The organism is Allobosea caraganae, assembly GCF_003351345.1.
GTDB lineage: Bacteria > Pseudomonadota > Alphaproteobacteria > Rhizobiales > Beijerinckiaceae > Allobosea > Allobosea caraganae.
On the sequence record NZ_QQTO01000001.1, the window covers coordinates 99,267 to 123,562 of the forward strand.

Annotated in this window: 20 protein-coding genes and 1 tRNA gene; 10 read left to right on the forward strand and 11 right to left on the reverse strand. The window is 62.4% G+C overall.

Annotated features, from left to right (window positions below):
- The first annotated feature begins 24 nt into the window (after positions 1 to 24).
- The gene (gene ilvD / locus DWF00_RS00470; RefSeq protein WP_114828571.1) at positions 25 to 1,866 is read left to right on the forward strand and encodes a dihydroxy-acid dehydratase; all 1,842 of its coding nucleotides are present in this window, start codon (positions 25 to 27) and stop codon (positions 1,864 to 1,866) included.
- Positions 1,867 to 1,954: 88 nt separating this feature from the next.
- On the opposite strand, the gene DWF00_RS00475 is transcribed toward ilvD, so the two are convergent.
- The 6 genes from DWF00_RS00475 to DWF00_RS00500 form a co-directional block, all read right to left on the reverse strand.
- Positions 1,955 to 3,307, reverse strand: a complete 1,353-nt coding sequence (locus DWF00_RS00475) for an ABC transporter substrate-binding protein (protein ID WP_114828572.1) — start codon at positions 3,305 to 3,307, stop codon at positions 1,955 to 1,957.
- Positions 3,308 to 3,760: 453 nt separating this feature from the next.
- Positions 3,761 to 5,095 carry an ABC transporter substrate-binding protein gene (locus DWF00_RS00480; RefSeq protein WP_181832567.1) on the reverse strand — a complete coding sequence of 445 codons (1,335 nt, stop codon included), beginning with the start codon at positions 5,093 to 5,095 and terminating at the stop codon, positions 3,761 to 3,763.
- 70 nt (positions 5,096 to 5,165) lie between these two features.
- Complete coding sequence (locus DWF00_RS00485; protein WP_114828574.1) at positions 5,166 to 6,293, reverse strand: ABC transporter ATP-binding protein; 1,128 nt, start codon at positions 6,291 to 6,293, stop codon at positions 5,166 to 5,168.
- Between the two features lie 4 nt (positions 6,294 to 6,297).
- On the reverse strand, positions 6,298 to 7,125 hold the full coding sequence (locus DWF00_RS00490; RefSeq protein WP_114828575.1) for a carbohydrate ABC transporter permease: 828 nt from the start codon (positions 7,123 to 7,125) through the stop codon (positions 6,298 to 6,300).
- On the reverse strand, positions 7,119 to 8,042 hold the full coding sequence (locus DWF00_RS00495) for a carbohydrate ABC transporter permease (protein WP_245973687.1): 924 nt from the start codon (positions 8,040 to 8,042) through the stop codon (positions 7,119 to 7,121). The genes DWF00_RS00490 and DWF00_RS00495 overlap by 7 nt, the downstream gene beginning before the upstream one ends.
- 353 nt (positions 8,043 to 8,395) lie before the next feature.
- A complete protein-coding gene (locus DWF00_RS00500; protein WP_181832568.1) occupies positions 8,396 to 9,634 on the reverse strand; it encodes an FAD-binding protein in 1,239 nt (412 codons plus the stop codon).
- Positions 9,635 to 10,058: 424 nt separating this feature from the next.
- Between DWF00_RS00500 and DWF00_RS00505 the strand changes: the two genes are divergently transcribed.
- The 3 genes from DWF00_RS00505 (at position 10,059) to DWF00_RS00515 (ending at position 12,144) form a co-directional block, all read left to right on the forward strand.
- Positions 10,059 to 11,297 (forward strand): hypothetical protein, encoded by a 1,239-nt coding sequence (locus DWF00_RS00505; protein WP_114852984.1) that lies wholly within the window; start codon positions 10,059 to 10,061, stop codon positions 11,295 to 11,297.
- Between the two features lie 323 nt (positions 11,298 to 11,620).
- Entirely contained in the window at positions 11,621 to 11,896 is a 276-nt protein-coding gene (locus DWF00_RS00510; RefSeq protein WP_114828579.1) for a hypothetical protein, read from the forward strand.
- Positions 11,866 to 12,144, forward strand: coding sequence for a hypothetical protein (locus DWF00_RS00515; protein ID WP_114828580.1), 279 nt, complete (start codon positions 11,866 to 11,868; stop codon positions 12,142 to 12,144). Before DWF00_RS00510 ends, DWF00_RS00515 begins: the two co-directional genes overlap by 31 nt.
- Positions 12,145 to 12,258: 114 nt before the next feature.
- Here DWF00_RS00515 and DWF00_RS29960 read toward each other — a convergent pair whose 3' ends face one another.
- On the reverse strand, positions 12,259 to 12,381 hold the full coding sequence (locus tag DWF00_RS29960) for a hypothetical protein (RefSeq protein ID WP_281270093.1): 123 nt from the start codon (positions 12,379 to 12,381) through the stop codon (positions 12,259 to 12,261).
- A 234-nt stretch (positions 12,382 to 12,615) separates the two neighbouring features.
- Here DWF00_RS29960 and DWF00_RS28935 point away from each other — a divergent pair, with 234 nt between their 5' ends.
- Both DWF00_RS28935 and DWF00_RS00520 read left to right on the forward strand, forming a co-directional pair.
- Positions 12,616 to 12,909, forward strand: a complete 294-nt coding sequence (locus DWF00_RS28935; protein WP_147283666.1) for a hypothetical protein — start codon at positions 12,616 to 12,618, stop codon at positions 12,907 to 12,909.
- A gap of 127 nt (positions 12,910 to 13,036) precedes the next feature.
- On the forward strand, positions 13,037 to 14,122 hold the full coding sequence (locus DWF00_RS00520) for a DUF3987 domain-containing protein (protein ID WP_114828581.1): 1,086 nt from the start codon (positions 13,037 to 13,039) through the stop codon (positions 14,120 to 14,122).
- Between the two features lie 4,794 nt (positions 14,123 to 18,916).
- On the opposite strand, the gene DWF00_RS00540 is transcribed toward DWF00_RS00520, so the two are convergent.
- Positions 18,917 to 19,960 (reverse strand): DNA methyltransferase, encoded by a 1,044-nt coding sequence (locus DWF00_RS00540; RefSeq protein WP_114828584.1) that lies wholly within the window; start codon positions 19,958 to 19,960, stop codon positions 18,917 to 18,919.
- On the reverse strand, positions 19,957 to 20,148 hold the full coding sequence (locus DWF00_RS00545; protein ID WP_114828585.1) for a hypothetical protein: 192 nt from the start codon (positions 20,146 to 20,148) through the stop codon (positions 19,957 to 19,959). Before DWF00_RS00545 ends, DWF00_RS00540 begins: the two co-directional genes overlap by 4 nt.
- A 101-nt stretch (positions 20,149 to 20,249) precedes the next feature.
- Here DWF00_RS00545 and DWF00_RS28940 point away from each other — a divergent pair, with 101 nt between their 5' ends.
- Together DWF00_RS28940 and DWF00_RS00550 are read left to right on the forward strand one after the other, a co-directional pair.
- Positions 20,250 to 20,483, forward strand: a complete 234-nt coding sequence (locus DWF00_RS28940; RefSeq protein ID WP_147283667.1) for a hypothetical protein — start codon at positions 20,250 to 20,252, stop codon at positions 20,481 to 20,483.
- The gene (locus DWF00_RS00550; RefSeq protein ID WP_114828586.1) at positions 20,422 to 21,219 is read left to right on the forward strand and encodes a hypothetical protein; all 798 of its coding nucleotides are present in this window, start codon (positions 20,422 to 20,424) and stop codon (positions 21,217 to 21,219) included. Before DWF00_RS28940 ends, DWF00_RS00550 begins: the two co-directional genes overlap by 62 nt.
- A gap of 142 nt (positions 21,220 to 21,361) precedes the next feature.
- Here DWF00_RS00550 and DWF00_RS00555 read toward each other — a convergent pair.
- A tRNA-Ala gene (locus tag DWF00_RS00555) sits at positions 21,362 to 21,437 on the reverse strand.
- Positions 21,438 to 21,618: 181 nt separating this feature from the next.
- Positions 21,619 to 22,020, reverse strand: a complete 402-nt coding sequence (locus tag DWF00_RS00560) for a TIGR02300 family protein (protein WP_114828587.1) — start codon at positions 22,018 to 22,020, stop codon at positions 21,619 to 21,621.
- A 247-nt stretch (positions 22,021 to 22,267) separates the two neighbouring features.
- Here DWF00_RS00560 and aroA point away from each other — a divergent pair, with 247 nt between their 5' ends.
- Positions 22,268 to 23,608, forward strand: a complete 1,341-nt coding sequence (gene aroA, locus DWF00_RS00565; RefSeq protein WP_114828588.1) for a 3-phosphoshikimate 1-carboxyvinyltransferase — start codon at positions 22,268 to 22,270, stop codon at positions 23,606 to 23,608.
- Entirely contained in the window at positions 23,605 to 24,258 is a 654-nt protein-coding gene (gene cmk, locus DWF00_RS00570) for a (d)CMP kinase (protein WP_114828589.1), read from the forward strand. Before aroA ends, cmk begins: the two co-directional genes overlap by 4 nt.
- Positions 24,259 to 24,296 lie beyond the last annotated feature (38 nt).

Below are 24,296 nucleotides of genomic sequence, written 5' to 3' on the forward strand. Positions count from 1 at the left end.
TCTGACCTACCGATCGAGATCATCATGCCTGCCTACCGCTCTCGCACGACCACCCATGGCCGCAACATGGCCGGAGCGAGGGGGCTCTGGCGCGCCACGGGCATGAAGGACAGCGATTTCGGCAAGCCCATCATCGCCGTGGTCAATTCCTTCACGCAATTCGTGCCGGGCCATGTCCATCTCAAGGATCTCGGCCAGCTGGTGGCGCGCGAGATCGAGAAGGCCGGCGGCGTCGCCAAGGAGTTCAACACCATCGCGGTCGATGACGGCATCGCCATGGGCCATGACGGCATGCTCTACAGCCTGCCTTCGCGCGAGCTGATCTCCGACAGCGTCGAATACATGGTCAACGCCCATTGCGCCGACGCCATGGTCTGCATCTCGAACTGCGACAAGATCACGCCCGGCATGCTGATGGCGGCGATGCGCCTCAACATCCCCACGGTCTTCGTCTCCGGCGGCCCGATGGAGGCAGGCAAGTTCATCGCCGAGGGCGTGTTGAAGAAGGTCGACCTCGTCGATGCGATGATCGCCGCCGCCGACGACAGGGTCAGCCAGGCCGATCTCGAGGTGATCGAGCGCTCGGCCTGCCCGACCTGCGGCTCCTGCTCGGGCATGTTCACGGCCAACTCGATGAACTGCCTGACCGAGGCGCTGGGCCTGGCGCTCCCCGGCAACGGCTCGACGCTCGCCACCCATGCCGACCGCAAGCGCCTCTTCGTCGAGGCGGGGCATCTCATCGTCGATCTGGCGCGCCGCCATTACGAGCAGGACGACGCCTCGGTGCTGCCGCGCAACGTCGCCAGCTTCAAGGCCTTCGAGAACGCGATGACGCTCGACATCGCCATGGGCGGCTCGACCAATACGGTGCTGCATCTGCTCGCCGCCGCGCATGAAGCGGAGATCGACTTCACCATGGCCGATATCGACCGGCTGTCGCGGCGCGTGCCGGTGCTGTGCAAGGTCGCGCCCGCCGTGGCCAACGTCCATATGGAGGATGTCCATCGCGCCGGCGGCATCATGGCGATCCTCGGCGAGCTCGATCGCGCCGGGCTGATCGACACCTCGCTGCCGACCGTTCACAGCGCCAGCCTCAGCGAGGCGCTGGCGCGCTGGGACGTCAAGCAGACGGAGAGCGAGAGCGTCCGCAGCTTCTACAGCGCGGCACCCGGCGGCGTGCCGACGCAGGTCGCCTTCAGCCAGGACCGGCGCTTCGAGGAGCTCGATCTCGACCGCGAGGCCGGCGTGATCCGCGATCTCGACCACGCCTATTCAAGGGATGGCGGCCTCGCCGTGCTCTACGGCAATATCGCGCTCGACGGCTGCATCGTGAAGACGGCGGGCGTCGACGCCTCGATCCTGACCTTCTCGGGCCCGGCGGTGATCTTCGAGAGCCAGGACGCGGCGGTCGAGGGCATCCTCAACAACAAGGTCAAGGCCGGTGAGATCGTGCTGATCCGTTACGAGGGGCCGCGCGGCGGCCCGGGCATGCAGGAGATGCTCTATCCGACGAGCTACCTGAAGTCGAAGGGCCTCGGGAAGCTCTGCGCGCTGGTCACCGACGGCCGCTTCTCGGGCGGCTCCTCGGGTCTCTCGATCGGCCATGTCTCACCGGAGGCGGCCGAGGGCGGTGCGATCGGCCTTGTCGAGACCGGCGATGTCATCGCGATCGACATTCCCAACCGCAGCATCAACCTGCGGGTCCCGGACGAGGAGCTGGCGCGCCGGCGTGCCGCGATGGAGACCAAGGGCAAGGATGCCTGGAAGCCGGCCGCCCCGCGCAAGCGCAAGGTCTCGACGGCCTTGAAGGCCTATGCGGCCCTGACCACCAGCGCGGCCAAGGGTGCGGTGAGGCAGGTCGACTGACGGGCGGGCCGCAGTCAGCCGGCAAACGCGGGAAATCGGCGCGAGGGAAGCCGGTCGGCGCAAGGCCGACCGGGATGTGCGGAGCCCCTCAGCCCTGTTCGCTCTTGGCCAGGACTGGCGCGAAGGTCTCGGTCGCCTTCTTCAGCTCGGCCGCCACGTCGGCGCCACCGAGGGCATTGGTCAGCGCGACGCCGAAGACGTCGCGGAACTCGGTCACCGGCACGATCTGCGGCAGCCCGGCGCGGGCGATCTTGGCCGAGGCCAGCAGGCAATCGAAATACTGCTTGCCGAACTTCGACTGCGCGATCAGCTCCTTGTCGAGATAGGGCGAGGAACGCGCCGGTGCGCCTGCGCCGGTCCGCAGCATCGCGGCCTGTCTCGCCTTGCTGGTCATGAACTGGATGTAGAGCCAGGCGGCCTGCTTCTTCTGCGAGCCGCGCGAGATGCCGATGCCGTCGGCGAACATGCCGGCGTAGTGCGCCTTCGGTCCCGGCGGCATGATGCCGTAGCCGACCTTGCCGACGATGCGCGACTTGGACGGGTCTTCGAGCGGCGTGGCGAAGCCGATGCCGTCGAGCCACATCGCGGCGCGGCCCTGCATGAAGGTGGTTTGGCATTCGTTCCAGTTGAAGCCGACGGCGCCGGCGGGGCCGCTATCCTTGTTCAGCTTCTTGTAGAGTTCGGCCCCCCAAATCGCCTCGGGCGTATCGGTCAGCAGCTTGCCTTCGGGTGAAACCGTCTCCACGCCCTGCCCGAGCACGAAGCTGGTCCAGACCGGGACGTTGGCGTTCTTCAGGCCGCGCGAGACGAAGCCGGCGATGCCCTTGGCCGGATCGTGCAGCTTGGCCGCGACGGTGGCGATCTCCTCCATCGTCTTCGGGTAGGACACCCCCTTCGCGTCGAAGAGCTCCCTGTTGTAGTAGACGACCCAATAATCGACGAAGGTGGGCAGGGTATCGAGCGAGCCGTCTGCCTGCCTGGCATAGGCGACCGGGCCGGCGCCGAAATCGGCGAAGTCGAAATCAGGCGCGGTCAGCGAGGCGTCGGCGATATAGGGCCTGAGATCCTCCATCCACTTGCCCTTGAAGAGAAGGCGCTTCTGGACGTGCAGCGAGATGTTGCTGACGTCGAAACTCGGCTTGCCCGAGGCGAACTCGATCATCGCCTTCTGGCGCTGCTGCTGCTCCGGCACCTGCTCGGAGGAGACCTTGATGCCGGTGAGCTCGGTGAACTCCTTCTCGCCGCTCTGAGCCAGGTCGGAGCGCGGGTTCTTCACCATCAGCACGTCGAGTGTCGTGCCCGAGAAACGCTTCCAGTTGAACGGCGCCTGGGCGCGGGCTTCGCGCAGCACCATCGGCGAGCCGATCGCGCCGGCCGCGCCCAATGCTGCCGCCCCGCGCAGGAGCGCACGCCGGCTCGGCTTCAGAATCGTGCCCGTCATGATAGTCCTCCCTGTGGACTTGAGGCCGCGGCCCGTTTGCTGGGCCCGTTTTTATTCGGCGATGGCGGTTAGCGAGGAGCCGGTGTGCAAGCCTCCGTCAGAGGGGCAGCAAGACTTCATGCCTTCTGTGCGCTGGGCTGTACCTGCCAGCACTTGGGCGTATGGCCCTGCTTGTTATTTTACGGCGATATGGACGCGGCCGGCCTCTACCTGGGCAGCATAAGAAAATGTCGAATATTTTGTCAACAATCTGGCCGACCAGGCGCCGGCTGTACGGCGGCGGGCGGGCCAGGACCTGACGAAACTGCCCAGCCACCCGCTTTGCAGGTGGCTGGGCAGCAATATGGCGACGCAGTTCGTGCGGGATGCAGCGCCGCGGCCGAGTTTGGCGCTGCATCCCAAGAGCCTGCCCCGGCTTCCGCTGCAAGGTGCGGAGCAGGCCGAGGCGGTTTCTTACTGGTTGAGCGCCTTGAGCTTGGTATCGGCCTCGCAGGCGGCGGTCTTGACGTCGGCATCCTTGGTCAGCACGCGGCTGATCGATTCGCCGAGGATGTCGACCGCCTCGGGCGTGCGGGTCGTCTTCGGCGTGACGAAGCTCGAGCCGATGCTGCCCAACTGCAGGATCGCGCCCATCCAGTTGGTGCGATTGGGATACTCGCTGAGCCAGGCCTTGAACTTGGGGTCCTCGCCGATCGACTTGCGCGGCGGGGCGACGCCCTTCAGCGCCAGGCGCGCCTCCATCTCCGCCGAGGTCGCCCACTGGATGAAGTACCAGGCGGGCCCCTTCTTCTGCGACGAGGCAGGAATCGCGATGTGCCAGGAGATGACCGACGGCTTGGTGATGCCGGTATCGCGGCCGGGCGGCACCAGCTTCACGTCGATGTCCTTCTGGCGCCCTTCGAACGAGGTCAGCTTGCCGAACTCGTTGCTCGATTCGAGCGCCATGAAGGCCCGCCCCTGCCCGATCAGCTCGGTGATCTGGTAGAAGGTGTAGTTGCTAACGCCGGGCGGGCCGTACTTGATCAGCATGCTGGTGTAGAGGTCGAGCGCCTTGATGCCGTTGTCATTGCACAGGAAGCCCTTGGCGGGGTCCTCGTAGCTGCCGCCGGAGTTGAAGAAGACCGGGTTCAAGGTCGAGTAGGCCGCGCCCTTCAGCCCGCGCGACACGAACGGCGTGATTCCGGGCTTGCAGGCCTTCAGCTTCTCGGCGGTAGCAGGCAGATCCTCGAGCGTGGCGGGGAACGGCACGTTGCAGGCTTCGAACAGGTCCTTGCGGTAGTAGACGACCGGCCCCTCGATGTTGAGGGGGATGCCGACCGTCTGGGCGTCCATGGTCGAGAGCTTGACCAGGACCGGGCTGAAATCGCCGTAGTTGTAGTCGGGCGCGGTCAGCTTCTTGTCGTCGAGCATCGGCTTCAGGTCGGCATACCAGCCAGATGCGCGGTATTGCTGGCCCTCGCGGGTCGGCAGGGTCATGAACAGGTCGACATCGGACGAGCGCGTCTGCAGGACGGTCGTCAGGCGCTGCCGCATCTGCTCTTCGTTATAGGTGTCGAACTTGAGCTTGATGCCGGTCTTGGCCGTGAATTCGGGCAGGAACTCGTTGAGCGCCGTCGGCCAGGGATGGTTGGACGACAGGAAGGTGATGGTCTGGCCATCGAACTGCTTCCAGTTGAAGGCCTCCTGCGCCTGCGCCAGCGCGATGCCGGACAGGCTTGCGAGCGCGGCTAGGCCGACACCCGCATGCAGATTGCGCCAAGTCTTTTTACGCCAGGTCTTCGCTGCCATTTTAGTTCCCTCTTCTTTTGGTGGTTTCTTATGTCGACCGGGAGCACCTGCGCGCCCGTCTACCCCGGCTTTACGCGTAGCCGATCGCCTGCCCGTCGCCGGCGTCGAACAGCGCGCATTTCGACGCGTCGATGCGCAGTCCGACCCGCTCTCCCGGCCTGAAGCCGCAATCATTCGGGCTGCGCACGGTCAGCGGGATGGTCGCCTGCGCCTGCTCCGGCCCCGTCTTGACCAGCACCAGCGCCTCCGCGCCGAGCGGCTCGACGACATCGACCCAGCCGGTCATCCAGATGTCCGGCGCATCGGCCGCGACCAGTTCGAGGTCCTCCGGCCGCAGGCCGACCAGCACGTCGGTGCCTGCCTTGGCCTGCTCGGCCTTCACGCCGGGGCGCGCCAGAACGGGCAATGCGGATTGGCTGCCATCGGGCAGGATTGCCTTCAGCCCGACGATCGCCTGGGCGAGGCGCGCCGGAATCAGGTTCATCGCCGGCGAGCCGATGAAGCTGGCGACGAAGGTGGTGGCGGGGTAGCGATAGAGTTCCGCCGGCGTGCCGAGCTGCTCGATATGGCCGGCGCGCAGGACCACGATCTTGTCGGCGAGCGTCATCGCCTCGACCTGATCATGGGTGACGTAGATCATCGTCGCCGACAGCCGCTGGTGCAGCCGCTTGATCTCGGCCCGCATCTCGACGCGAAGCTTGGCGTCGAGATTGGAGAGCGGCTCGTCGAACAGGAAGACCTTCGGCTCGCGGACGATGGCGCGGCCCATCGCGACGCGCTGGCGCTGGCCGCCGGAGAGCGCCTTGGGCTTGCGCTCGAGCAGCGGCTCGATCTGCAGCACCTTGGCGGCATAGCTGACGCGCTTCTCGATCTCGGCTGCCGGATCGCCGCGCATGCGCATGGCGAAGGACAGGTTGTTCTTCACGTTCATGTGCGGGTAGAGCGCGTAGTCTTGGAACACCATCGCGATGTCGCGGTCGCTCGGCAGGCGGTCGTTGACGACGTGCCCGTCAATGCTGACGGTGCCGTCGCTGATGCTTTCGAGGCCGGCGATCATGCGCAGCAACGTGGACTTGCCGCAGCCGGAGGGGCCGACCAGGACGCAGAATTCGCCGTCCTCGATGTCGAGCGACAGGTTGGGCAGGATGACGTGGCTGCCATAGCGCTTGACGACGGAGTTGATCGCGACGTTTGCCATTGTTTCAGCCCTTTACCGATCCGCCGCTGAGGCCGCTGATCAGGCCCCGCTGCATGATGAAAATCAGCACGAGCGGCGGCAGGCAGATCAGGACGGCGGCGGCCATCAGCCGGCCCCAGTCCGTCGCGCCCTCACCGACGAAGTTGAACGACGCGACGATCAGCGTCTTGGTATCGATGCCGCCGAGCACCAGCGCGAACAGGAAGTAGTTCCACGAGGCGATGAAGCTGAGGATGATCGCCACCATCAGCCCCGGCAGCACGAGGGGGATGGCGATGTGAACGAGGCACTTCACGCCCCGGCAGCCATCGACGAAGGCGCTCTCGAAGATCGAGCGCGGCAGCGCGTCGAAATAGGGCAGCAGGACCCACAGCGCCAAGGGCATGGTGATGACGGTGTGGGTGAGGATGAGCACCCAATATCCGCCGGTCATGCCAAGGTTGGAGAACAGCACGAACCAGGGCAGCACGAACAGGGTGCCCGGCGCCATGCGGGTGATCAGGGCGATGGTCGCCGGCCAGCTCACGCTGTGCCAGGAGATGGCGAACGCGCAGGGCAGGGCCAGCGCCAGGCCGAGCAGCGTGGAGACGACCGAGACGATCAGGCTGTTGAGGCCGTATTCGAAGAACGGCACCTCGGCGAAGAGCTTCGCGTAGTTGGCGAGCGTCGGATCGAAGATCACGGTGGGCGGGTAGCGCGTCACCTCGCCCGGCCGCTTCAGGCTGGAGAGCGCCATCCAGATCACGGGGATGAGCAGGACGACCGCGACCGCGAAGACCTGGAGGGTCGTGGAGACCGCGGCTATCCGGCGGGAGCTCGACTGGCTTACCATGACACAGCCTTTTTCAGGTTGGTCAGCACGAAGACGAAGCCGAGGATGATGGTGGTCAGCGTGAGCATCATGGCGCTCGCGTAGCCCATATCCAGGAACTCGATGCCGCGCTGGTAGGAGTAGATGTTGAGCGTCCGCGAGGCGTTGCCCGGCCCGCCCTGGGTCGTGATGTAGATCAGGTCGAAGAAGCGCAGCAGGTCGACGCTGCGCAGGATCGCGGCCGTGACCAATGTCGGCCCGAGCAGCGGCAAGGTGATGTGCAGGAAGATCTTCCCGCGGCTGACGCCGTCGATCTGCGCGGCCTCGTAGACATTGGTCGGCAAGGTCTGCAATCCGCCCAGCACAAGCAGCGCCACGAAGGGCGTCCATTGCCAGGTGTCGATCAGGGCGACGACCGGCAGCACCAGCTGCGTCGAGGCGAGCCAGTCCGAAGGCGGCAGGTGCATCAATTCGAGCAGGTAGTTCGCCGCCCCGAGCGACGGGTCGAGGATGACGATCCACATCATGCCGATCACGACCGGCGGCATCAGGAAAGGTGAGATCAAGATGGTGCGGACGAGTTGCTTGAGGACCGTGACGCGGTTCATCAGCAGCCCCAGGTAAAGCCCCAGGACGAGCTGCAGCACGATCGCCAGAACATAGAGCAGCACGGTGATCTTCAGCCCGTTCCAGAAGAGCGGGTCCGCCACCATGCGGGTATAGTTGCTGAGGCCGATGAACTTGGTCACCGCATTGCCCATGCGGAAGTCGCTGAGGCTGAACCAGATCGCGTAGCCCAGCGGCACCGCCACCATCAGCGCGACGAAGATCAGCGAGGGCGCGGCCATCCACATCAACTGCGGCGGCTTCTGGGTGGGCTTCGACCCTGTCCCGGCCACGGCGGCCGATACGGGCGCCCTTTCGACGGCAGCCGACATATTGCCTCCCTGTCTGAGGTCCCTTTGTGGGACTCCCGCTTTTTATGTGGCGCCGCGACTTGCCCGCGATCGCAGAGATTTGCCGGCGACCCGGCGACGCTCATCGCTTTTGCGTGGCGCTCATTCGCGCCTTCTATCCGCCGCGCTTGGGGCGGCCAGCTCCGCAACTTGGCCTTCATTACTCCAGCGCGAACAGGCCGCCGGCCTCGTTCCCACCGGCCCCGTCGAGGGGCGCAAGCGATGCTGGTCTCCCGTTTCCGAACCCTAGAAAATGTCGACTAGATTGTCAACATTATCATTTACGATCATGACGACAACGCAATCGTGGCGGGCGTACCCCGGCCCGGCCCCCTTCACCCGAACACGTGCTTGTCGAGGAAGGCGTTGCGGAACTTGCCGTCCGGGTCGTAGCGGCGGGCGCAGGCGCGGAACTCGGCGATGCGCGGGTAGAGCGGCGCCAGAGCCGCGGCATCGGCATGGATCAGCTTGCCCCAATGCGGCTTGGCGCCGAGCGGGATGAGCGCCGCCTCGAGCTCGCGGGTGACGGCGGCCACGGCTTCGGCCTCGAACTTCCAGGTGAAGTGGATGCCGATGGTGTCCTGCCGATAGGCCGGACTCAGCCAGAGCTCGTCTGCCGCCATCGTCCGGATTTCCGTGACGTGCAGGACGGGATCGACCCGGTCCGCCATCGCGCGGATGATCGCGACGGCCTCGGCGAAGCGCGGCCGGGCGATCAGGTACTCGCTCTGGATCTGCTCGGCGGGCGTCGGCGGGAGATGGGGCGGCGAATGCGCCAGGCGCTCCGACCAGGGCCCGGGCACGCCGAACGGATTGAGTCGCGCGAGCGGGTCGGGGCTGGTCGCGGGAACGGCGTAGGGCGGGCCCGGCCGCAGCCGCAGAGACGCGATCTCCGGCTCCGGCACGTCGAGCCGGGTCTTCAGCCAGATGCGGCCCGCCGTGGCCGCCGACCATTTGGTGAAGATGCTGACGCTGTAGGCGGCCGAGGTGAGCGCGTCGAAATTGCCGAGCAGATCGTCCCACGGCATGTCGACGAATGAGTCCTGGCGGATGTCGAAGCTCGGGCCGACATCGAGCGTCACCCGGCTGACGATTCCGAACGCTCCGAGGCCGACGACCACGGCCGGAAAGTCCGGGTCGCCGCGCACGACGTGCCTGACGCTGCCGTCGCTCGCGACGAGTTCGAGTCCGGCGACGGCGCTGGCCAGGGTCTGGTTGCGATCGCCCGAGCCATGCGTTGCCGTCGCGACGGCGCCTGCGATCGAGATATGCGGCAGCGACGCCAGGTTGTGCAGCGCGAGACCTTCCTGCTGAAGCCGGTCGATCAGGACGCTGTAGGAGGTGCCGGCGCCGACGGTCACGGTCAGCCGCGCGCGGTCGATCACGATGTCCGGGGCGATGCCGCTGAGGTCGACCATGACGCCTGGCGTGTCCGCGATCCCGTTGAAGGAATGCCGCGTCCCGACCGCACGGATCCGCGGCGACGCGGCAATGAGGCGCCGCAGCTCATCGATCGACGACGGACGATCCAGCCGCGCGGCCGTGAATGCATAGTTGCCAGCCCAGTTCTGCATTCTCACCAATCTCCTCCCGGGTCCGGCTCAAAGGCCGGCAGCGGTCGACGCTCCAGGGTCGCGCGCCCGCCTGTCCGGTGCTTTGCTTGCGCACGATCGGCCCGGGAGCGTGCGACAGCGCCTGCTGGTCAGTCGCTGCGCCCCGCGCAGTTTTCCGGCACTGATGCCGCCGGCCGCCGCCGCGTGCATTGTTCTTCTTCAGACCGTATGAATTGAAGACTTTATTGTCAACAATCTTATCTACGATAATGAAGACAATGATGGGCCGGCTTAGTCGGCGGGCGCCGGCGCTTGCCCACGTGGCGACGCTCCAGCCACTTGCTCATCGTTCAGCCCTCCACCTTCAAATTGGATTGCTTGTCGCGAGTGCAAGCACGTCGCCTACCAGGCTCGCCTAATTCGTGCGGACTACGGCCTACCCACTTTGCTCGTCTTGATTGCGATCGAGGATCAGCAGCATCGTGCCGGCCAGACGGCTCGTCACTCCGGGGGGCAGGGAGTGTATTGTCTGGCAACTGCGTTGAATCCTCAGGTGGTCGTTCTATTGACTCTCCTGGTGGCCGCGGATTCCGCCTGCGCAATCGACAAACATGATGCACCCAACACGGCGCTTGTCCGGCAAGGCGGCCTGTTGTCGGATCGGGTGGAGCCCCATCTCCATGTTGCGCAAGTCTCCCCACAGGTTTCGGCTTCGGTGGGGGGCTGCGGCGGCTCCTATGTCTTCGCCCAACTCGATACGTTGAGCTACACTCCTCTGCTTGGACCAAGGGCGGACCGGAAATGGCTCTCGGCGCAGGGCGATGCGGCCTCATGGTACGACGTCGAATGTGACACCAAGGACAGGCCGTCGGTATTTACCCGCTACCGTTTTGGCCAAAAGGCTGAAACCAATGCACTTGAGTACGATGACGCGACCGGCCACGTGGCGCGGAATGTAACCAAACGGCCGGATGGTACGGTCAACTACGTAACGCACTACCGTCGGGATACGGCGGGGCGTCCGATCGGGGCAGAAAATGTGGGTCCTGACGGCGAGCGACAGCTCGAAGCCGTATTCAACTACAAGGACGGCGTGCAGGAACTGAACCTGACCGATCCGCAAAAAGGCGCACCCCTTAGCCGGGCACGCAAGTGGTTCAACACCGAGGGGGCGCTGACCAAAGCCTACTGGTATTATCCTCGCTATTGGTTCGGTTATGATTATGATCCAAAGACTGGACTGTATATGCGCTTGGACAAGTATGACGGATCGAAGAAATTCGCCACGACAGCTTATGAATACGACAGTTTCGGCAATCCCGTTCAACGAATGTCACGGTGCCTGACGGCCGAATGCTATCCACCTGTTTCACGGGGGCAATTCGACCACGGTAACATGGTTCGAGAGGAGGCCGAGCAAAAAGATCGGACCAAGTTGGTTTGGGACAATCAGTTCAATGCCGACGGGCAAATGATCGCTTCGCTCCTTAGCGTCAACGGCCACTTCGCTCTAAAGTTCGTCATCGAAAGAAACGGTACGGCCGTTCAGCGGACACTTGCGTATTCGCCGAAAGGCGAGAAGCTGTTCGCATATGACAGTGCCGAGACCGTCTACCTGAACCGCGATGGATCTCCAGTCAATGGCGGGAAGTTTGAGAGATTTACGCAGAAGAATATTTGGTAGGTTTTTCGACTGCAGCTTGAGGCCCAGGCGGTCTTATTCTCCAAAAGGCAGCGGCCCGCCCAGATTTGCTGTTTAACAACGAGCGCGCGGAATACGTCATGTCGAGTAACAACCCGTGGAATACGCCTCTCCATGGTGCGGCGGCCTTTACGCCGCAACAGGTGCAATTCCGGCAGGACTGGGGGCTGGAGCCCAGGCCTCAGGTTCCCCCGCCTGGAGGCGGCGGATTCGGGCCCCCCGGCCCACCGACGGTCGGCCAGATCACGTTCGGCTCCCATGATAGTGGAGGACGCATTGGGCGCACTGGCAACCCCAGAGAACCCATGTCCGGGCAGGAACTGGCGCGACTATTGCTTTCGATCGTTCTGTTTCCGGCCTGTGTTTATGTCGTTGCCGGCACCCTCGCGACCTTTCCCTGGTGGGCCTATGTGGTCGCGAGCTTTGTGCTTCTCGTTGTGGCCACCAGGTCCGAATGGTTCGGTGAGGCAATGCTGCGATGCGGCACCGTTGCCGTCCTATTGCTGGCCACAGCCTCTCTCTTTCAGGTGGTTCCGCTGGCCAACCGCGCATGCTCGGTGCGATCCTTCTGGCAGCGCTGACCTTCTCACTGTTCACCCTGCTGACCGGAAAGGGAGCCCGAATCAATGAGGTGCTGGGTGAATTGATCAATTACTGGCTCGGCCTTATCAGCATCCTGATCATCGCGATTGTTATCTGTTACGTCCTGAAAGTATTGAACATCCAGACCTACGATTTTGAATATTACGCTTTTCGCGCTCTGAGATTTATGACGGTGTCCATATACGATGCTGGAATTGAACTGTGGGCGCGCGCACTTGGATCATAGCAGAGGGCTTTCCGGCAGTACGTCATGCCGGCTAAGAGAAACCCTGAAAATCGGCTCTCCTCACTAACGTAGCGCGGTGAACCTGGGCAAGCTATTGTCTCTTGGGGCATGCACTCAATGAATGGTGTTGTTGATCTGAAGCCAGGCAAGGCGCTCAGCCTCGTCCCGTGATAGTCCGCACTCGTATTCGAGCATGCCGGCGCGCTGGTCGAAGAGGGCTGTCGCTTCATCTTCCATCGAAGAGGAATCCTCGGATTCCCGCCTAGGGCGAGCTGACAAACCCCTTCCGGCTGACTTTTGTCAGTTTTGTCAGTCCCGGTTTGGGCCATTCGACGATTTTCTTCATGCTCACGCAGGCGGTCCAGCCACTTGCTCATCGCTTAGCCCTCGACCTTCAAATTTGGGTTCCAGACGTAGAGAGTGGATGGCCGGCCCGTGCTGTTGCTGCCGGCGACTTCGCGGCAGTGATGAGTGCCGAGCAGCACCTCGATCGCAGATGCAACCGCCTCTCGATCGGTCATCTATGACGTACGCGGCCATCCCTGCGCGGTCGCGTTCCGGAAGCTCAAGATCAAGCCCGACTGGCGGCTCCACTTTCCCAATGATGAGGCGCGCAACCGCAGGATCGCCGAGCACTTCGAAGCTGCCGCCGCCGTCGAGGCTGCGGCACGGCTCGGAGCGCGCTCGCGAACGAAATCGGCTCGATCGGCTTTGCGCATGAAAGTGCCGCCAGCGGAACGGCGTGCCATGGGCTGGCGAGGCTGACATGTGCCGCGTCAGCGTACGAATCAGCGCGCCAAAGCCCCGCAATCAAGCGGGTTTTCAGGATATCAACGACTTGGAGAAGGATGGTGGAGCCAGGCTCCGCCGAACATAGTTTCCATAGCGGTCCATGGACGTCCATAACGATACCCGTAAACCTCTGGTTTCACGAGTGATTCTGTGCCATCATGTCCACATCGGTTCGCAGCGTTCGCTTACAGGTTGCCGCGAACCGGCACATAAACTAGGGCCGGAGGTAATCGTCAACGACGCAACCGTGGAGAAGCTCGGCGAGTTGCTGAACGAGAACCGGAACGGCCTCTTGCTCATCCGCGACGAACTGCCTGGCTTCCTCTCCCGAATGGAAGATCAGGAGTGCCAGGGCGAACGGGCGTTCTATCTGGAGGCCTTCAACGGCGACGGCTCCTTCACCTTCGATCGGATCGGCCGCGGCACGGTGCGCATCGAGGTCTGCACCGTCTCCATCATCGGGGGCGTTCAGCCCTCGCGGATCATCCCGCTGGTGCGAGGCGCCGTCTCGGGTTCCAGCAATGACGGCCTGCTCCAGCGTCTCCAAGTGACCGTCTGGCCGGATGCGAGTTCGTCCTGGCAATGGGTCGACCGCTCGCCCAACGCCGCGGCCCGTATTGAGGTAGATCGGATCTTCCGGGACACGCGAGACATGCCCGCACAAGCCGATGGCGAGCCGCGTATCATGCGGTTCGATCCCGCTGCGCAGGACGCCTTCCGCGAGTGGATGGAGGGCATCCAAAAGGAGGCGCGCTCCCGGTCTCTCCCATCGGCCCTGGAGAGCCATATTCTTAAGATGCCGAAGACGGTCGCGAGCCTCGCGCTGATCTTCGACATGATCGAGGGCGACGGCGACGACCTGATTGGGGATACCGCCATCCTGCGCGCTCTCGGTTGGGCCGATTATCTCCGCACGCATGCCAACCGGCTCTACGCAGCCGGACAGACGATGGCAGAGGAAGGCGCCCGGCTGGTCGTAGAACGCCGCGGAACGCTACCCGAGGCGTTCACAGCCCGTGACATTCAGCGGAGGCAGTGGACCGGGCTGACCGATCGAGAGGCGGTTGCATCTGCGATCGAGGTGCTGCTCGGCACTCATCACTGCCGCGAAGTCACCGGCAGCAACAGCACTGGGCGGCCGAGCACTCTCTACGTCTGGAACCCCAATTTGAGGGTGGAGGGCTGAACGGTGGGCAAGTGGCTTGATCCACTGCGCGAACACGAAAAAATCGCCAAATGGCCGAAACCGAAACTGACAAAACTGACAAAACCTCTTCCAGGTGACTTTTGTCAGTTTTGTCAGTTCGCTCTAAGCGCGACACCGCGAATTTTTCACCCTCTCACGCCCACGACCGGATTGTCCTGCGCGGCGGCGGAGCGCTTGCGGATCGCCTTTCAACGGCTCCGGCATTACTGCATAAACCACCCTTGGCGCCTAGGGCGGCTAGGTTGGCGTTCGTGAGCATAATCTCGGGTAGAAAGTCGGATGCTCGATATCGAGAGCGTTTGGGCATTCTAGATCGTGGGACTCGCAGTAGGCTCAATAGCCAAAGAGAACACCTGCCTCAAAAAAGAGAATGCAGATTCAGCGGAAAAGATTTTACTATCGTCAAATTTATGGTCTAGGCTAAACATGAGACTTTCTCGGCGAACTCCGAAAGGTTGCGAGATGAAAGCGGTAATCTTGGGCTGGCTTTTGTGCTTGGCATCCGCGACAGCCTTTGCCGAGACTATTTGCATTGGAAACGGTAGCGAGCGTCAATGCCGAGACGCGCGCCCTCAAGGCGGTTATTCAGCCCCTTACCGACCGCAGAATACTAATACTCGCGACCCCAACTTGGATAACAACGTCAATAAGTACAATAATCGATCAAATACGAATATTCGAAGCGACACCCGCGAGAGGCGATAATAAAAAATCGTATAATCAATAACTATAATTGAGTGCTGTTAAATTTATAGCATTTACCTCGATATATAAATTTACAGAAAAGAAGCAATATAATGCTACTTTCAGACATACATACATAATAATCTAGAATTGACGCTTTTGAGGCGGAATAAAATCTACTCTAGTGCAAGTTCCACGCTCTCGCAAAAACACTCTTGGATTTGGCCTGAAGAAAGAAGTCCATCTACCTGTAAAGCGATTCACGGTCTCGATGTCACTAAAGAATATATTCTCGTTATCGTAGTCCTTAATTCTATTCTCCTTGGCTGTATTATGATCGTAGTAAGTTCTATGGAAAAGATTTACATTTCGGTATATTTCAAGCGGCTCTCTTTTACACTCTGCTTCCCCGTCAACGCATGTTTCTTGCTGCAGTCGGCAAAACAACGTAAATGGCGGATCAATTGCGGGCTGCCTCGCTAGCGCGTGACATGAGAGCGATAGATAAAAAAACGTAGCAAATTTTAACATATGAATTCGCCCCGAACTTAAGCCGCCAAGCGCGAGTGTCGAGTATCCTAGTGTCGATTGGACGTTGGAGCAACGGGGCATAGCGCGGCTGAAAGGTGTGGCCATTATGGTCACACCTTGTAGCGATGTCATTCCCCAGCTGTACTCGCTATTCGTTTTTCCGACGATGAGCAGTTTGACCTTAACAAAGAGCCGTTTGGTATAATATGCCGGCGTCTACTTATACTCGATGGGGATCGCTCGGCCCGATAGCGCTGGCAGGGCGGACAGGGCGGGCTTTAAACCCGCGGTGCGGTTTTCAGTCGGCGAAGAGCTGTCTCGCGACGAAGCTGAGCGCCTTGCCCGCATCCAAGTCAGCAACACCGTCCACTGACACCAACATGACCATCGAACCCGACGCCGCCTCCTGGCTTCGGATGCAGGTCGCCTACGCCGCTTGCCCCGCAGAGCGCGAAGTTGACGTGTCGACGATTTCCAGCCTCAACACGGAATGAGCGCAGCTAACGACGTATGTCGATTATGACGACGAGCCTTACGCCCGCATCCCGCAACTCATCGCCGCTACTTTGCCTCGAAATTAACAGGCAGGGGTAGGCCGACCGCGGATTGGTGGATCAGTGCCGACCAGAGCCGGTGCACTGCATTTCCATCTCGAATTTCGACAAACTCTCGTTTTCTCGCTCCTGGTAACTGACCCCGTTCAGCCACGTGAAAAGGTAGCCCGCTACCCGATCTCCTTCCTTTATCTCGCTGGTATACGGCTGGTAAGGAGCAGGAGCTGGTGGGATAGAATAAATCCGCGGCGATGAAGCATAATCACCTGCCCCCGCGCACCGCAGGGGTATTTTGACGTAACTTTGACCGCCAGCATAAACAGGAAGCGTAACCTTAAATGTTCTCTTTTCAGGCGGACCAAAGCACCCAAGCTGGGGGCACTCTTTGTAGAGCGTCCACAACCCGAAAATTGCCGCCGCCCCTACTCCTCCACCGCCAAACAACTCAACAAATATTCGCCATTTTGACTTTACTGGAAGTGTCTCCGGCAATTTTTTCCCCCCATCTTGTAACGCTGCCTTGCTATGAGCGGTCGGTAGGAGGCTACTGGCTCTGAGCCGTGATGGCTAGCGCAGCGCGGCCTCGCGCGACGTCGAGCACGAGGTTGCTAACTTGATCGTCTGAGAGCTGGTCGATGACTTCGGCCCCTTGAGCGGAGCGGCCTCCGGGGCTCCGTTGGCCTTCGGGAGCTGAATCAGCTCGGGCACAGAAGCCTTCACGATATCGCGTTGCGTGGCGATGTCATGGATGGACAGATCCGCAAACGCGATGGATGCGGCTGCAACGCGGTCCCGGTTAGAAGAGACAACCCGAAGGTCGGTTGCGCGCGGAGCGCTGGTCGATCGCATCGTCCGGAGGTTCGCTGACGACTATGGTTCTGTATGAAGCAGGCGACCGGTTCCCGTAATGACCCGGTCGGAACCAATGCGCAGTACGATCGAGCCGGACATTCCCGTCGAACCGACCGGACCAGTTCCCCCTGCTTGACCGTTAGGCCCCGGAGATCCATTTCTTCCGGCAGTTCTACAAAATCCGATCGGAAGGCCCTCCGGACCGCCCGGACCACCGCCGCCGCCCGGACCACCATGCCCCGAAACACCGCCGGGGCCGCCGACCGCAATTATCTCAAGGACAGTGCCAGGTTCGATTCGACCAAGGGTGACTTCAACACTTCCTGCCGGCCCCCCATCGCCGCCTGCGCCTCCGTCGCCACCGCGCCCCCCCTCTCCGCCATCGCCGCCGCGCCCCGGACCTCTCCGACAATCAAAAACGCCTGGAGTGGATGGCGTTCCGGTAGCGCCGGGGCCGCCCGCCCCACCTGAGCCACCAGGACCACCCGAGCCGCCTGCTTGACCGCTGGTATCGAGAACGAGCCGACCTGATAGATTGTCGGCGATAAGTGCCAGGCCGGCAGCCTGGGCGCCACGCGCGCCCGGTTTTCCACTGTCGCCCGATTGACCAGGTGAGCCCGCTCGCCCAGAAGCCCCCCCTGGGGCTCCGGGCGCTCCCGGAGCCCCAGGCAAGCCCGACAAAGCAGAGCCTTTCGGCAATGCACGAAGTACACCGTCGGTGGATCGGAGCGCGGTGAACCGGAGCGGCTGTCCTGATGCTGGTATCAGCGACTCGCCGCGTATCTCTTCAGACGCAGCCGGCGGAGCTTGCGCCCCAGCTGTTGTATGATCGTTTATAGTGGGCGCGGGCGCGGCCGAGGCACTCTGTTGAGCCTCGGGCGCAAACAGAATTTGAACCTGCCGAGAAGTCGGTTGTGATCTTCCACCCCAGCTATCCTGGACAACCAACTGAACCATATGCTGCCGCGCCAGACGGTCTCGGCTGTCGACTTTTAGCGTGTACTGCTCGCCCCGAGAAACAAATCTGTTGTCAACCCTCCATTCAAATGTAACCGGCCCGTCGTCGAACGCAGAAGTTCTCACCACATCGAAAGTGTAGTCGGAACTCGCTCTATCAGGCCCTGGGGCGAGCTCGATCTCAGGTTTAGTATGTTCGCGGGCCTCCAGAATGGTAGTTATGCTCTTCCTTTTACTGCAAGCAAAAAAGATCAACTTTTGAATCCAGAGGCAGCCAGGGTCGTTCGTCACAGTAAGTGCGACGGCGTAAAAGCCCTCTTCCGGAGCAAGCCACCGCCACGAGATGTCGCTGCGGCTCAATGCATTTGGGCAAGCCGAACCAGCGCTCGGCACTGGTTCGCACGGGAGCTTTCTTATCGCCCAGTTGTAGGCTAGCTGTTCCCCGTCCCCGCTCGACCGGTCTGCACTCAGCAGTAGCGGCACGCCGGTTGGCACGACAAGAAGCTGACCATCTTCTATCTTGCGAGCGGTCTGACGCCCCATCCCTTTTGCGAGCACCGCGATTTGTGCTTCTGGTGGCTGGTTCGCTGTTCCGTCAATCGTGATGAGAGCGCCAATGCCCCCGAGTATTACTGTCGTTGTCGTAATAAGGGTGGCAAAGTGTTCGCGAAAGAATGGCTTCGGCTTTGCCGGCTCTGGCGCGACGATCTGGATAATGGGGCCTTCAGATTTTGGCTGTTCCGGATCACCAACCATTACTTATCCCCTTAATTCTGAGAAGGAAGGTAATAGCCACAAAATGCCGTCTACCAGACGAACACCTTCAAATTGCTTCAATCTTTCGCTATCGAAGTATCTTTGCAATCTGAGTGTGTCGGTGAATTGAAAACCTCACCTACCTGTTTAGCCCTCGCTTGCCAATTTTTACAGCGCCAGAAAAATCGTAAGCTGTGGTCGCCCGATACCTCGTACGTGATCGGCTCGCAAATATCATCGCGGTCGTTCTTGCGACGAGGCGCAGCTAGCAAACCCGTTCCGCTATTCGTCCTGTAAAACGGGAGCACGGCAACAAAGGAAAGGGCGGGATTCGAACCTGCGATACGGTTTCCTAACGGCCCAAAATAGCCGCGCTATTGAGCGACTTTTGGATTGGAGCACTTTTGCGCTGATTGGTCCGCATGGCGCATTCAGTGATTTAGCGACGTTTCCTCGCTTTTGCTTCGACTGGATTGAACAGTAGCGGCTCTTCCAGCGGCAACGGCTGTTGTTGCCGAGCCGGCTTCCCGCCGCTTATCGGCATGGGCGGTAGTGGCGGCTCCCTGCGAAGTTCCTCCGGCGTCGGCTTGCGCTGGGGCTTCTTTCGCTGGACGGCGCGAGCTTCCTGCGTGGCTCTAACGGTGTTGAGTTCGGTAAGGATGCCGAGGTTTGGGCCTGCAATCAAATCCCTTACCGTCACGATCTGGATGCGCGGCCGCTCACCCCCAGGTAGTTCAATCCTACCACCCAAAGCCGCTTCAGTCCTCATGTCGGAAGTCGGGTCGTTCAAGCAAATGAACACGCCCATATCGGCGCCCTCGCGTTGAACGACGCTCTTGAGAACTCGGATTGCGTCCGGGCCAACATGACGACCGCTTTTGACAGAGACGATTGCGTGTCCATAGCGCCCAGGACCTGAGATGAACGAAATCTCGCCGTCGATTCCCTTATCCGGCCCCCTGCCCTTTGCTTGGCCTCCAATGCGACCAACGGCCCATTCCTGGAAGGTATACGGCGGAAGCTCCGCAAGCTTCCGAGCAGCGAATTCGTCCTTAGGAATACCTTCGACCGCATATTTTGCGGACGGCAACCATGTTTTGATCCGATCCTCGATAACTTGGATCGCCAAGTAGGTGATATCGATCCCAATCCATGAGCGCCCCAATCTCTCAGCTGCGTGAACCGCTGTTCCGCAACCACAGAATGGATCGAGCACGACGTCGCCTTGCTTGCTGGACGCAGAGATAATTCTTTCTAGCAGAGCCAAAGGCTTCTGCGTCGGGTAGCCAACACAAAATTGCTGTTGCCATTCCCCCTCCGTCAGAACCGCGCTCAACTCTTCTCGCTGATCTACAAACGTGCCCGCAAGGCTCTCCTGCCATTCCTCATCCGTGAGGGGTCTGTCGCTGACGGTGTAGCGAATGCCGTTGCCGTGTATCGCCCGTTCGAGCGCCACAAGGCGCCTAGAAATCTCCCGGCTCATGCGACGCTCCTTACGGCCTCGTATGGGCTGATGATCATGCGGAAGATGTAGAAGACGTTCTCGGGACTGGCAGCGACGATAGCCGCAATCTTGGCCTCGCGCTCGGCTTCATCGGTGCCATGGATGATATGACGCTCGACGCTGCGCGCCGGGTTGCGGATAGCGTGGGCAACCTCCAGCTTGGCCAACCGACCCGATATCCGTGTCATGCCGGCCTCGTGATGCCTACGATGATGGCCTGATCCAATTCGCTATCGGAAACCCGCCCCCAAATCATCGGAGATACCAGATGCCAAACGCACATGTTGCGGCAGCCGCCACCGGCTTGCCCGCCGCCATCTTCAATCGCCGCCGTATGCTTCTCGGCTTGGCCGCGGCGTCAACGGCTGCCGCCGCGCCCATCGCGGTCGTGGCCGCCACCGATGAACTGCCCGAGAACACGGCCCTGCTCAATCTCGGTAATGGGACTTCCGCTCTTCTGGAGGCCTCCGCCGAGGAAGCAGCCGCGCTTCCACTACCGTGACTTTCCGAGGATCATTTTCAGCGATTGCGAGAGCGCGCTAAGAGGCGATAGCAGGCCGATCGACCGCTATCTCGACAACTATCTCAGCTACTCGAATTTTGAAGCTCTTGAGGAGCGACAGAGGGGGTTCCACGGCGCCAACCGCGTCGTCGTGAACGCAACGGTGACGACAAAGGATAATCTGAGCGTTCGCCTCTGGATGAAGAGGCTTGATGATCGCGGGCGATGGACACCGGCGCCGGAGTGGCGAGACATTCCATACTATGGCCAGTCAGCCGTGATGGAGCGGCCGGATGACGAAGTGCTGTTCATTCGCGATGTCGATCGCCTCCTGGTCGAGAAGGTCGCCCACTACGAGCGCTACGACCGCGTCGATAAGGACGAGCGGAGGTTGGTCGAGGCATCGTGTCAGCTGGTCAACGCAGTGTTCTGGCTGACGGTCCCCCCACAGGCCGAGCCATTGGAGGTCCGCTCCCCATTTGATGCACCGTCCTATGCGGGATTGAGAACCGCGCCGTGGCGGGACGATCTGACCCAAGAGTTCGCGGTCGAAAGCACACTCGAATTCGTGTCGTTCGTGAACGAGCTTCGGCGCGCTGAGAAACGCTTGCCGATTCCGCAAGGCAGCTTCCCGGCAAAGGCGAGTGATCTGGAGAAACTTGTGAAGGAGGCTCGTTCAGCTCGGGCTCGCCAGCAGCGCCGCCCTCCTCCCGCTTCGGATTCTGCTTCGGAATAGCGCGTCAAACGGAGAGCATTTTGTCCGCAGTCGTCCACGGAACGCCGCGCCAATCCAGCCGCGAGACTAGGGCCGGAGATAGGGCCGGAATTTGGAGGTCGGATTTTTCTGTAATTAAATCAGCTATTTAAGCTGGAAAGGATGGTGGAGCCAGGCGGAATCGAACCGCCGACCTCTTGAATGCCATTCAAGCGCTCTCCCAACTGAGCTATGGCCCCACATAAGCCGCCGATTTGGGGATCGGCCGGGTCTTTCCTGGACATCCAGGCTTCGCCCTGGTGGGCGTCGGCCTCTCGATGTCCGCTCGCCGCAACCGCGGCGAAGCGCTCTATAGGCGGGCTAGCTCGAAGACTCAAGCACCCTTGTGACGGTTTTCCGTCAATTCTTCAGCGAGGCGCCTCAGACGTCCTCGTCGCCCTCGATATCGCCGTCGATCAGGTCGGCGACGTCGTCGTCGCCTTCCTCGTCCTCCTCGAGGAAGGTGTCGTCCTCCTCCGGCGCGATGTCGTCCTCGACCTCGATATCGTCCTCGCTGGTGACGACGACGTCCTTCTCGGCCGTTTCGGCGTCGGCCTCGTCGAGCGAGACGAGCTCGACGGCGCCGTCGGCGACCTCGGCCTCCTCCTCGTCATCGGCCGGCTTGGCCGCAGCCACCGCCGCTGCCTTCGCCTGCGGCTCGAACATCGAGCGCGGGAAGGACTGCCCCGTATAGGGGGAGACGATGGGATCCTTGTTCAGATCGTAGAATTTGCGCCCCGTTGTTGGGCAAACGCGCTTCGTACCAAGTTCCGGTTTCGCCACTGCGTCGGACCTTCAATTTTCGGACATGTTCTGAAAAGCAGGCGCGTCCGTTAGTCGGGCAAGAGGGCCCTGTCAAATGCTGATTTCATCCGGGCCGCTGATGTCGTCCACGGCTCAATGGCTGGAGCATGACGTCGTCCGAAAAACCGGCCCCCGCTTTTCGGCGTCATGCTTGTGCGTGACGTGCGCGGGAAGGTCATGCTAGGCAGCCTGCGTTCTTCGTCAGCTCCCATGAAAGACTACGACCCTGGCGCACGCCGAGCATCCCGTCCCCGTCACCGCACGCGCCAAAGGCCCGCTTTGCGGCCGCGTCCGGGTCCCCGGCGACAAGTCGATCTCGCACCGCGCGATGATCTTCGGGCTGCTCGCGATCGGCGAGACCAGGATCACCGGCCTGCTCGAAGGCGAGGACGTGATGCGCACGGCGGCGGCCGCGCGTGCGCTCGGCGCGATCGTGCATCATGACGGCCCTGGCGCCTGGCGCGTGCAGGGCGCTGGCGTCGGCGGCCTGAAGCAGCCGGAAGGCCTGCTCGACTTCGGCAATGCCGGCACCGGCTCGCGCCTGATGATGGGCGTCTGCGGCGCGCACCCGATCACCACGACCTTCGACGGCGACGCCTCGCTGCGCAAGCGGCCGATGCGGCGCATCCTCGATCCGCTCGAGCTGATGGGCGCGGTGGTGGTCGAGCAGCGGGAGGGCGGCCGCGTGCCGCTGACGATCCGCGGGCCGAAGGAGGCGGTGCCGATCACCTACCGGCCGCCGGTCGCCTCGGCGCAGATCAAGTCGGCCGTGCTGCTCGCCGGCCTGGCGGCGCCGGGCGAGACCACGGTGATCGAGGCCGAGGCGACGCGCGACCATACCGAGAAGATGCTGAGGCATTTCGGCGCCGAGGTAACCGTCACCCGGGAAGGCGCCCATGGCCGCCGCGTCGTGCTGAAGGGCCAGCCGGAATTGCAGGCGGCGCCGATCGCAGTGCCGGCCGACCCGTCCTCGGCCGCCTTCCCGCTGGTGGCGGCGCTGATCGTGCCGGGCTCGGACATCCTGATCGAGAGCGTGATGACCAACCCGCTGCGCAGCGGCCTGCTGGCCACGCTGCGCGAGATGGGCGCCGACATCACCGTCGAGAGCGAGACCAACGAGGGCGGCGAGAGCGTGGCGACGTTGCGCGTGCGCGCCGGCGGCCTCAAGGGCGTCACCGTGCCGCCGGAGCGGGCGCCCTCGATGATCGACGAATACCCGGTGCTGGCGGTCGCGGCCTCCTTCGCCAGCGGCACGACGCGGATGCGCGGGCTGCAGGAGCTGCGCGTCAAGGAATCCGACCGGCTCGCCGCCGTCGAGGCCGGGCTGAAGGCGGCCGGCGTGACCTGCCATATCGACGGCGACGACCTCGTCGTCGAGGGCGGCAACGGCAATGTCGCCGGCGGCGGCGTGGCCGCGACCCATCTCGACCACCGCATCGCCATGAGCTTCCTGGTGATGGGGCTGGCGACGCAGAAGCCGATGCAGGTCGATGACGGCGCGATGATCGCGACCAGCTTCCCGAGCTTCATCCCGCTGATGAACGGGCTGGGCGCCGAGATCGAATGAGCGGAGACGGCAGAAGCGGACGGCTCGTCATCGCCGTCGACGGCCCCGCTGCCTCCGGCAAGGGCACGCTGGCGCGCCGGCTCTCGGCCCATTACGGCCTGCCCTATCTCGATACCGGCCTGCTCTACCGCATGGTGGCGCGCGCCATGCTCGATGCCGGCCACGACATCCGCGATGCCGCGGCGGCGGAGCGGATCGTCGCCAGCTTCGACCAGGCGGGCTTCGCCGAGGAGACGCTGCGCGGCCGCGAGATCGGGGAAGCCGCGTCCGTGGTCGCGGCGATGCCGGCGGTGCGCAAGGGGCTGATCGAGCGGCAGCGCGCCTTCGCGGCGCAAGACGAGGGCGCCGTGCTCGACGGGCGCGACATCGGCACCGTGATCTGCCCGGAGGCCCCCGCCAAGCTCTTCGTCACCGCGACGCCGGAGGTGCGCGCGGCGCGGCGCCACAGGGAGCTGGCCGGGCGCGGCGAGGCTGCCACATTCGAAGGCATCCTGGCCGATATCCGCCGGCGCGACGCCCGCGATTCGGGGCGGAGCGATGCGCCGTTGAAGGCTGCGGAAGATGCGGTGATCCTCGATACGTCAGCCTTGACGGTCGAAGAGGCGGTCGCGGCGGCGGTCACGATCGTGAATGCGCGCCGCAGAGGCTGACGCTGCACAGCATTCGCCCTTGGCGATACCGAAATCGA

Bases quoted from the DNA above. Each gene is read 5' to 3' on its own strand.
- DWF00_RS00515 (WP_114828580.1), top strand. From the start codon at position 11,866: ATGCTCGGTGCGATCCTTCTGGCAGCGCTGACCTTCTCACTGTTCACC.
- DWF00_RS00495 (WP_245973687.1), bottom strand. From the start codon at position 8,042: ATGTCGGCTGCCGTCGAAAGGGCGCCCGTATCGGCCGCCGTGGCCGGG.
- DWF00_RS00510 (WP_114828579.1), top strand. From the start codon at position 11,621: ATGTCCGGGCAGGAACTGGCGCGACTATTGCTTTCGATCGTTCTGTTT.
- DWF00_RS00490 (WP_114828575.1), bottom strand. From the start codon at position 7,125: ATGGTAAGCCAGTCGAGCTCCCGCCGGATAGCCGCGGTCTCCACGACC.
- DWF00_RS00485 (WP_114828574.1), bottom strand. From the start codon at position 6,293: ATGGCAAACGTCGCGATCAACTCCGTCGTCAAGCGCTATGGCAGCCAC.
- ilvD (WP_114828571.1), top strand. From the start codon at position 25: ATGCCTGCCTACCGCTCTCGCACGACCACCCATGGCCGCAACATGGCC.
- DWF00_RS00500 (WP_181832568.1), bottom strand. From the start codon at position 9,634: ATGCAGAACTGGGCTGGCAACTATGCATTCACGGCCGCGCGGCTGGAT.
- DWF00_RS00550 (WP_114828586.1), top strand. From the start codon at position 20,422: ATGGGACTTCCGCTCTTCTGGAGGCCTCCGCCGAGGAAGCAGCCGCGC.
- DWF00_RS29960 (WP_281270093.1), bottom strand. From the start codon at position 12,381: ATGGAAGATGAAGCGACAGCCCTCTTCGACCAGCGCGCCGGCATGCTC.
- DWF00_RS00475 (WP_114828572.1), bottom strand. From the start codon at position 3,307: ATGACGGGCACGATTCTGAAGCCGAGCCGGCGTGCGCTCCTGCGCGGG.
- DWF00_RS00480 (WP_181832567.1), bottom strand. From the start codon at position 5,095: ATGGCAGCGAAGACCTGGCGTAAAAAGACTTGGCGCAATCTGCATGCG.
- DWF00_RS00540 (WP_114828584.1), bottom strand. From the start codon at position 19,960: ATGAGCCGGGAGATTTCTAGGCGCCTTGTGGCGCTCGAACGGGCGATA.
- DWF00_RS28940 (WP_147283667.1), top strand. From the start codon at position 20,250: ATGCCAAACGCACATGTTGCGGCAGCCGCCACCGGCTTGCCCGCCGCC.
- cmk (WP_114828589.1), top strand. From the start codon at position 23,605: ATGAGCGGAGACGGCAGAAGCGGACGGCTCGTCATCGCCGTCGACGGC.
- DWF00_RS00520 (WP_114828581.1), top strand. From the start codon at position 13,037: ATGGACGTCCATAACGATACCCGTAAACCTCTGGTTTCACGAGTGATT.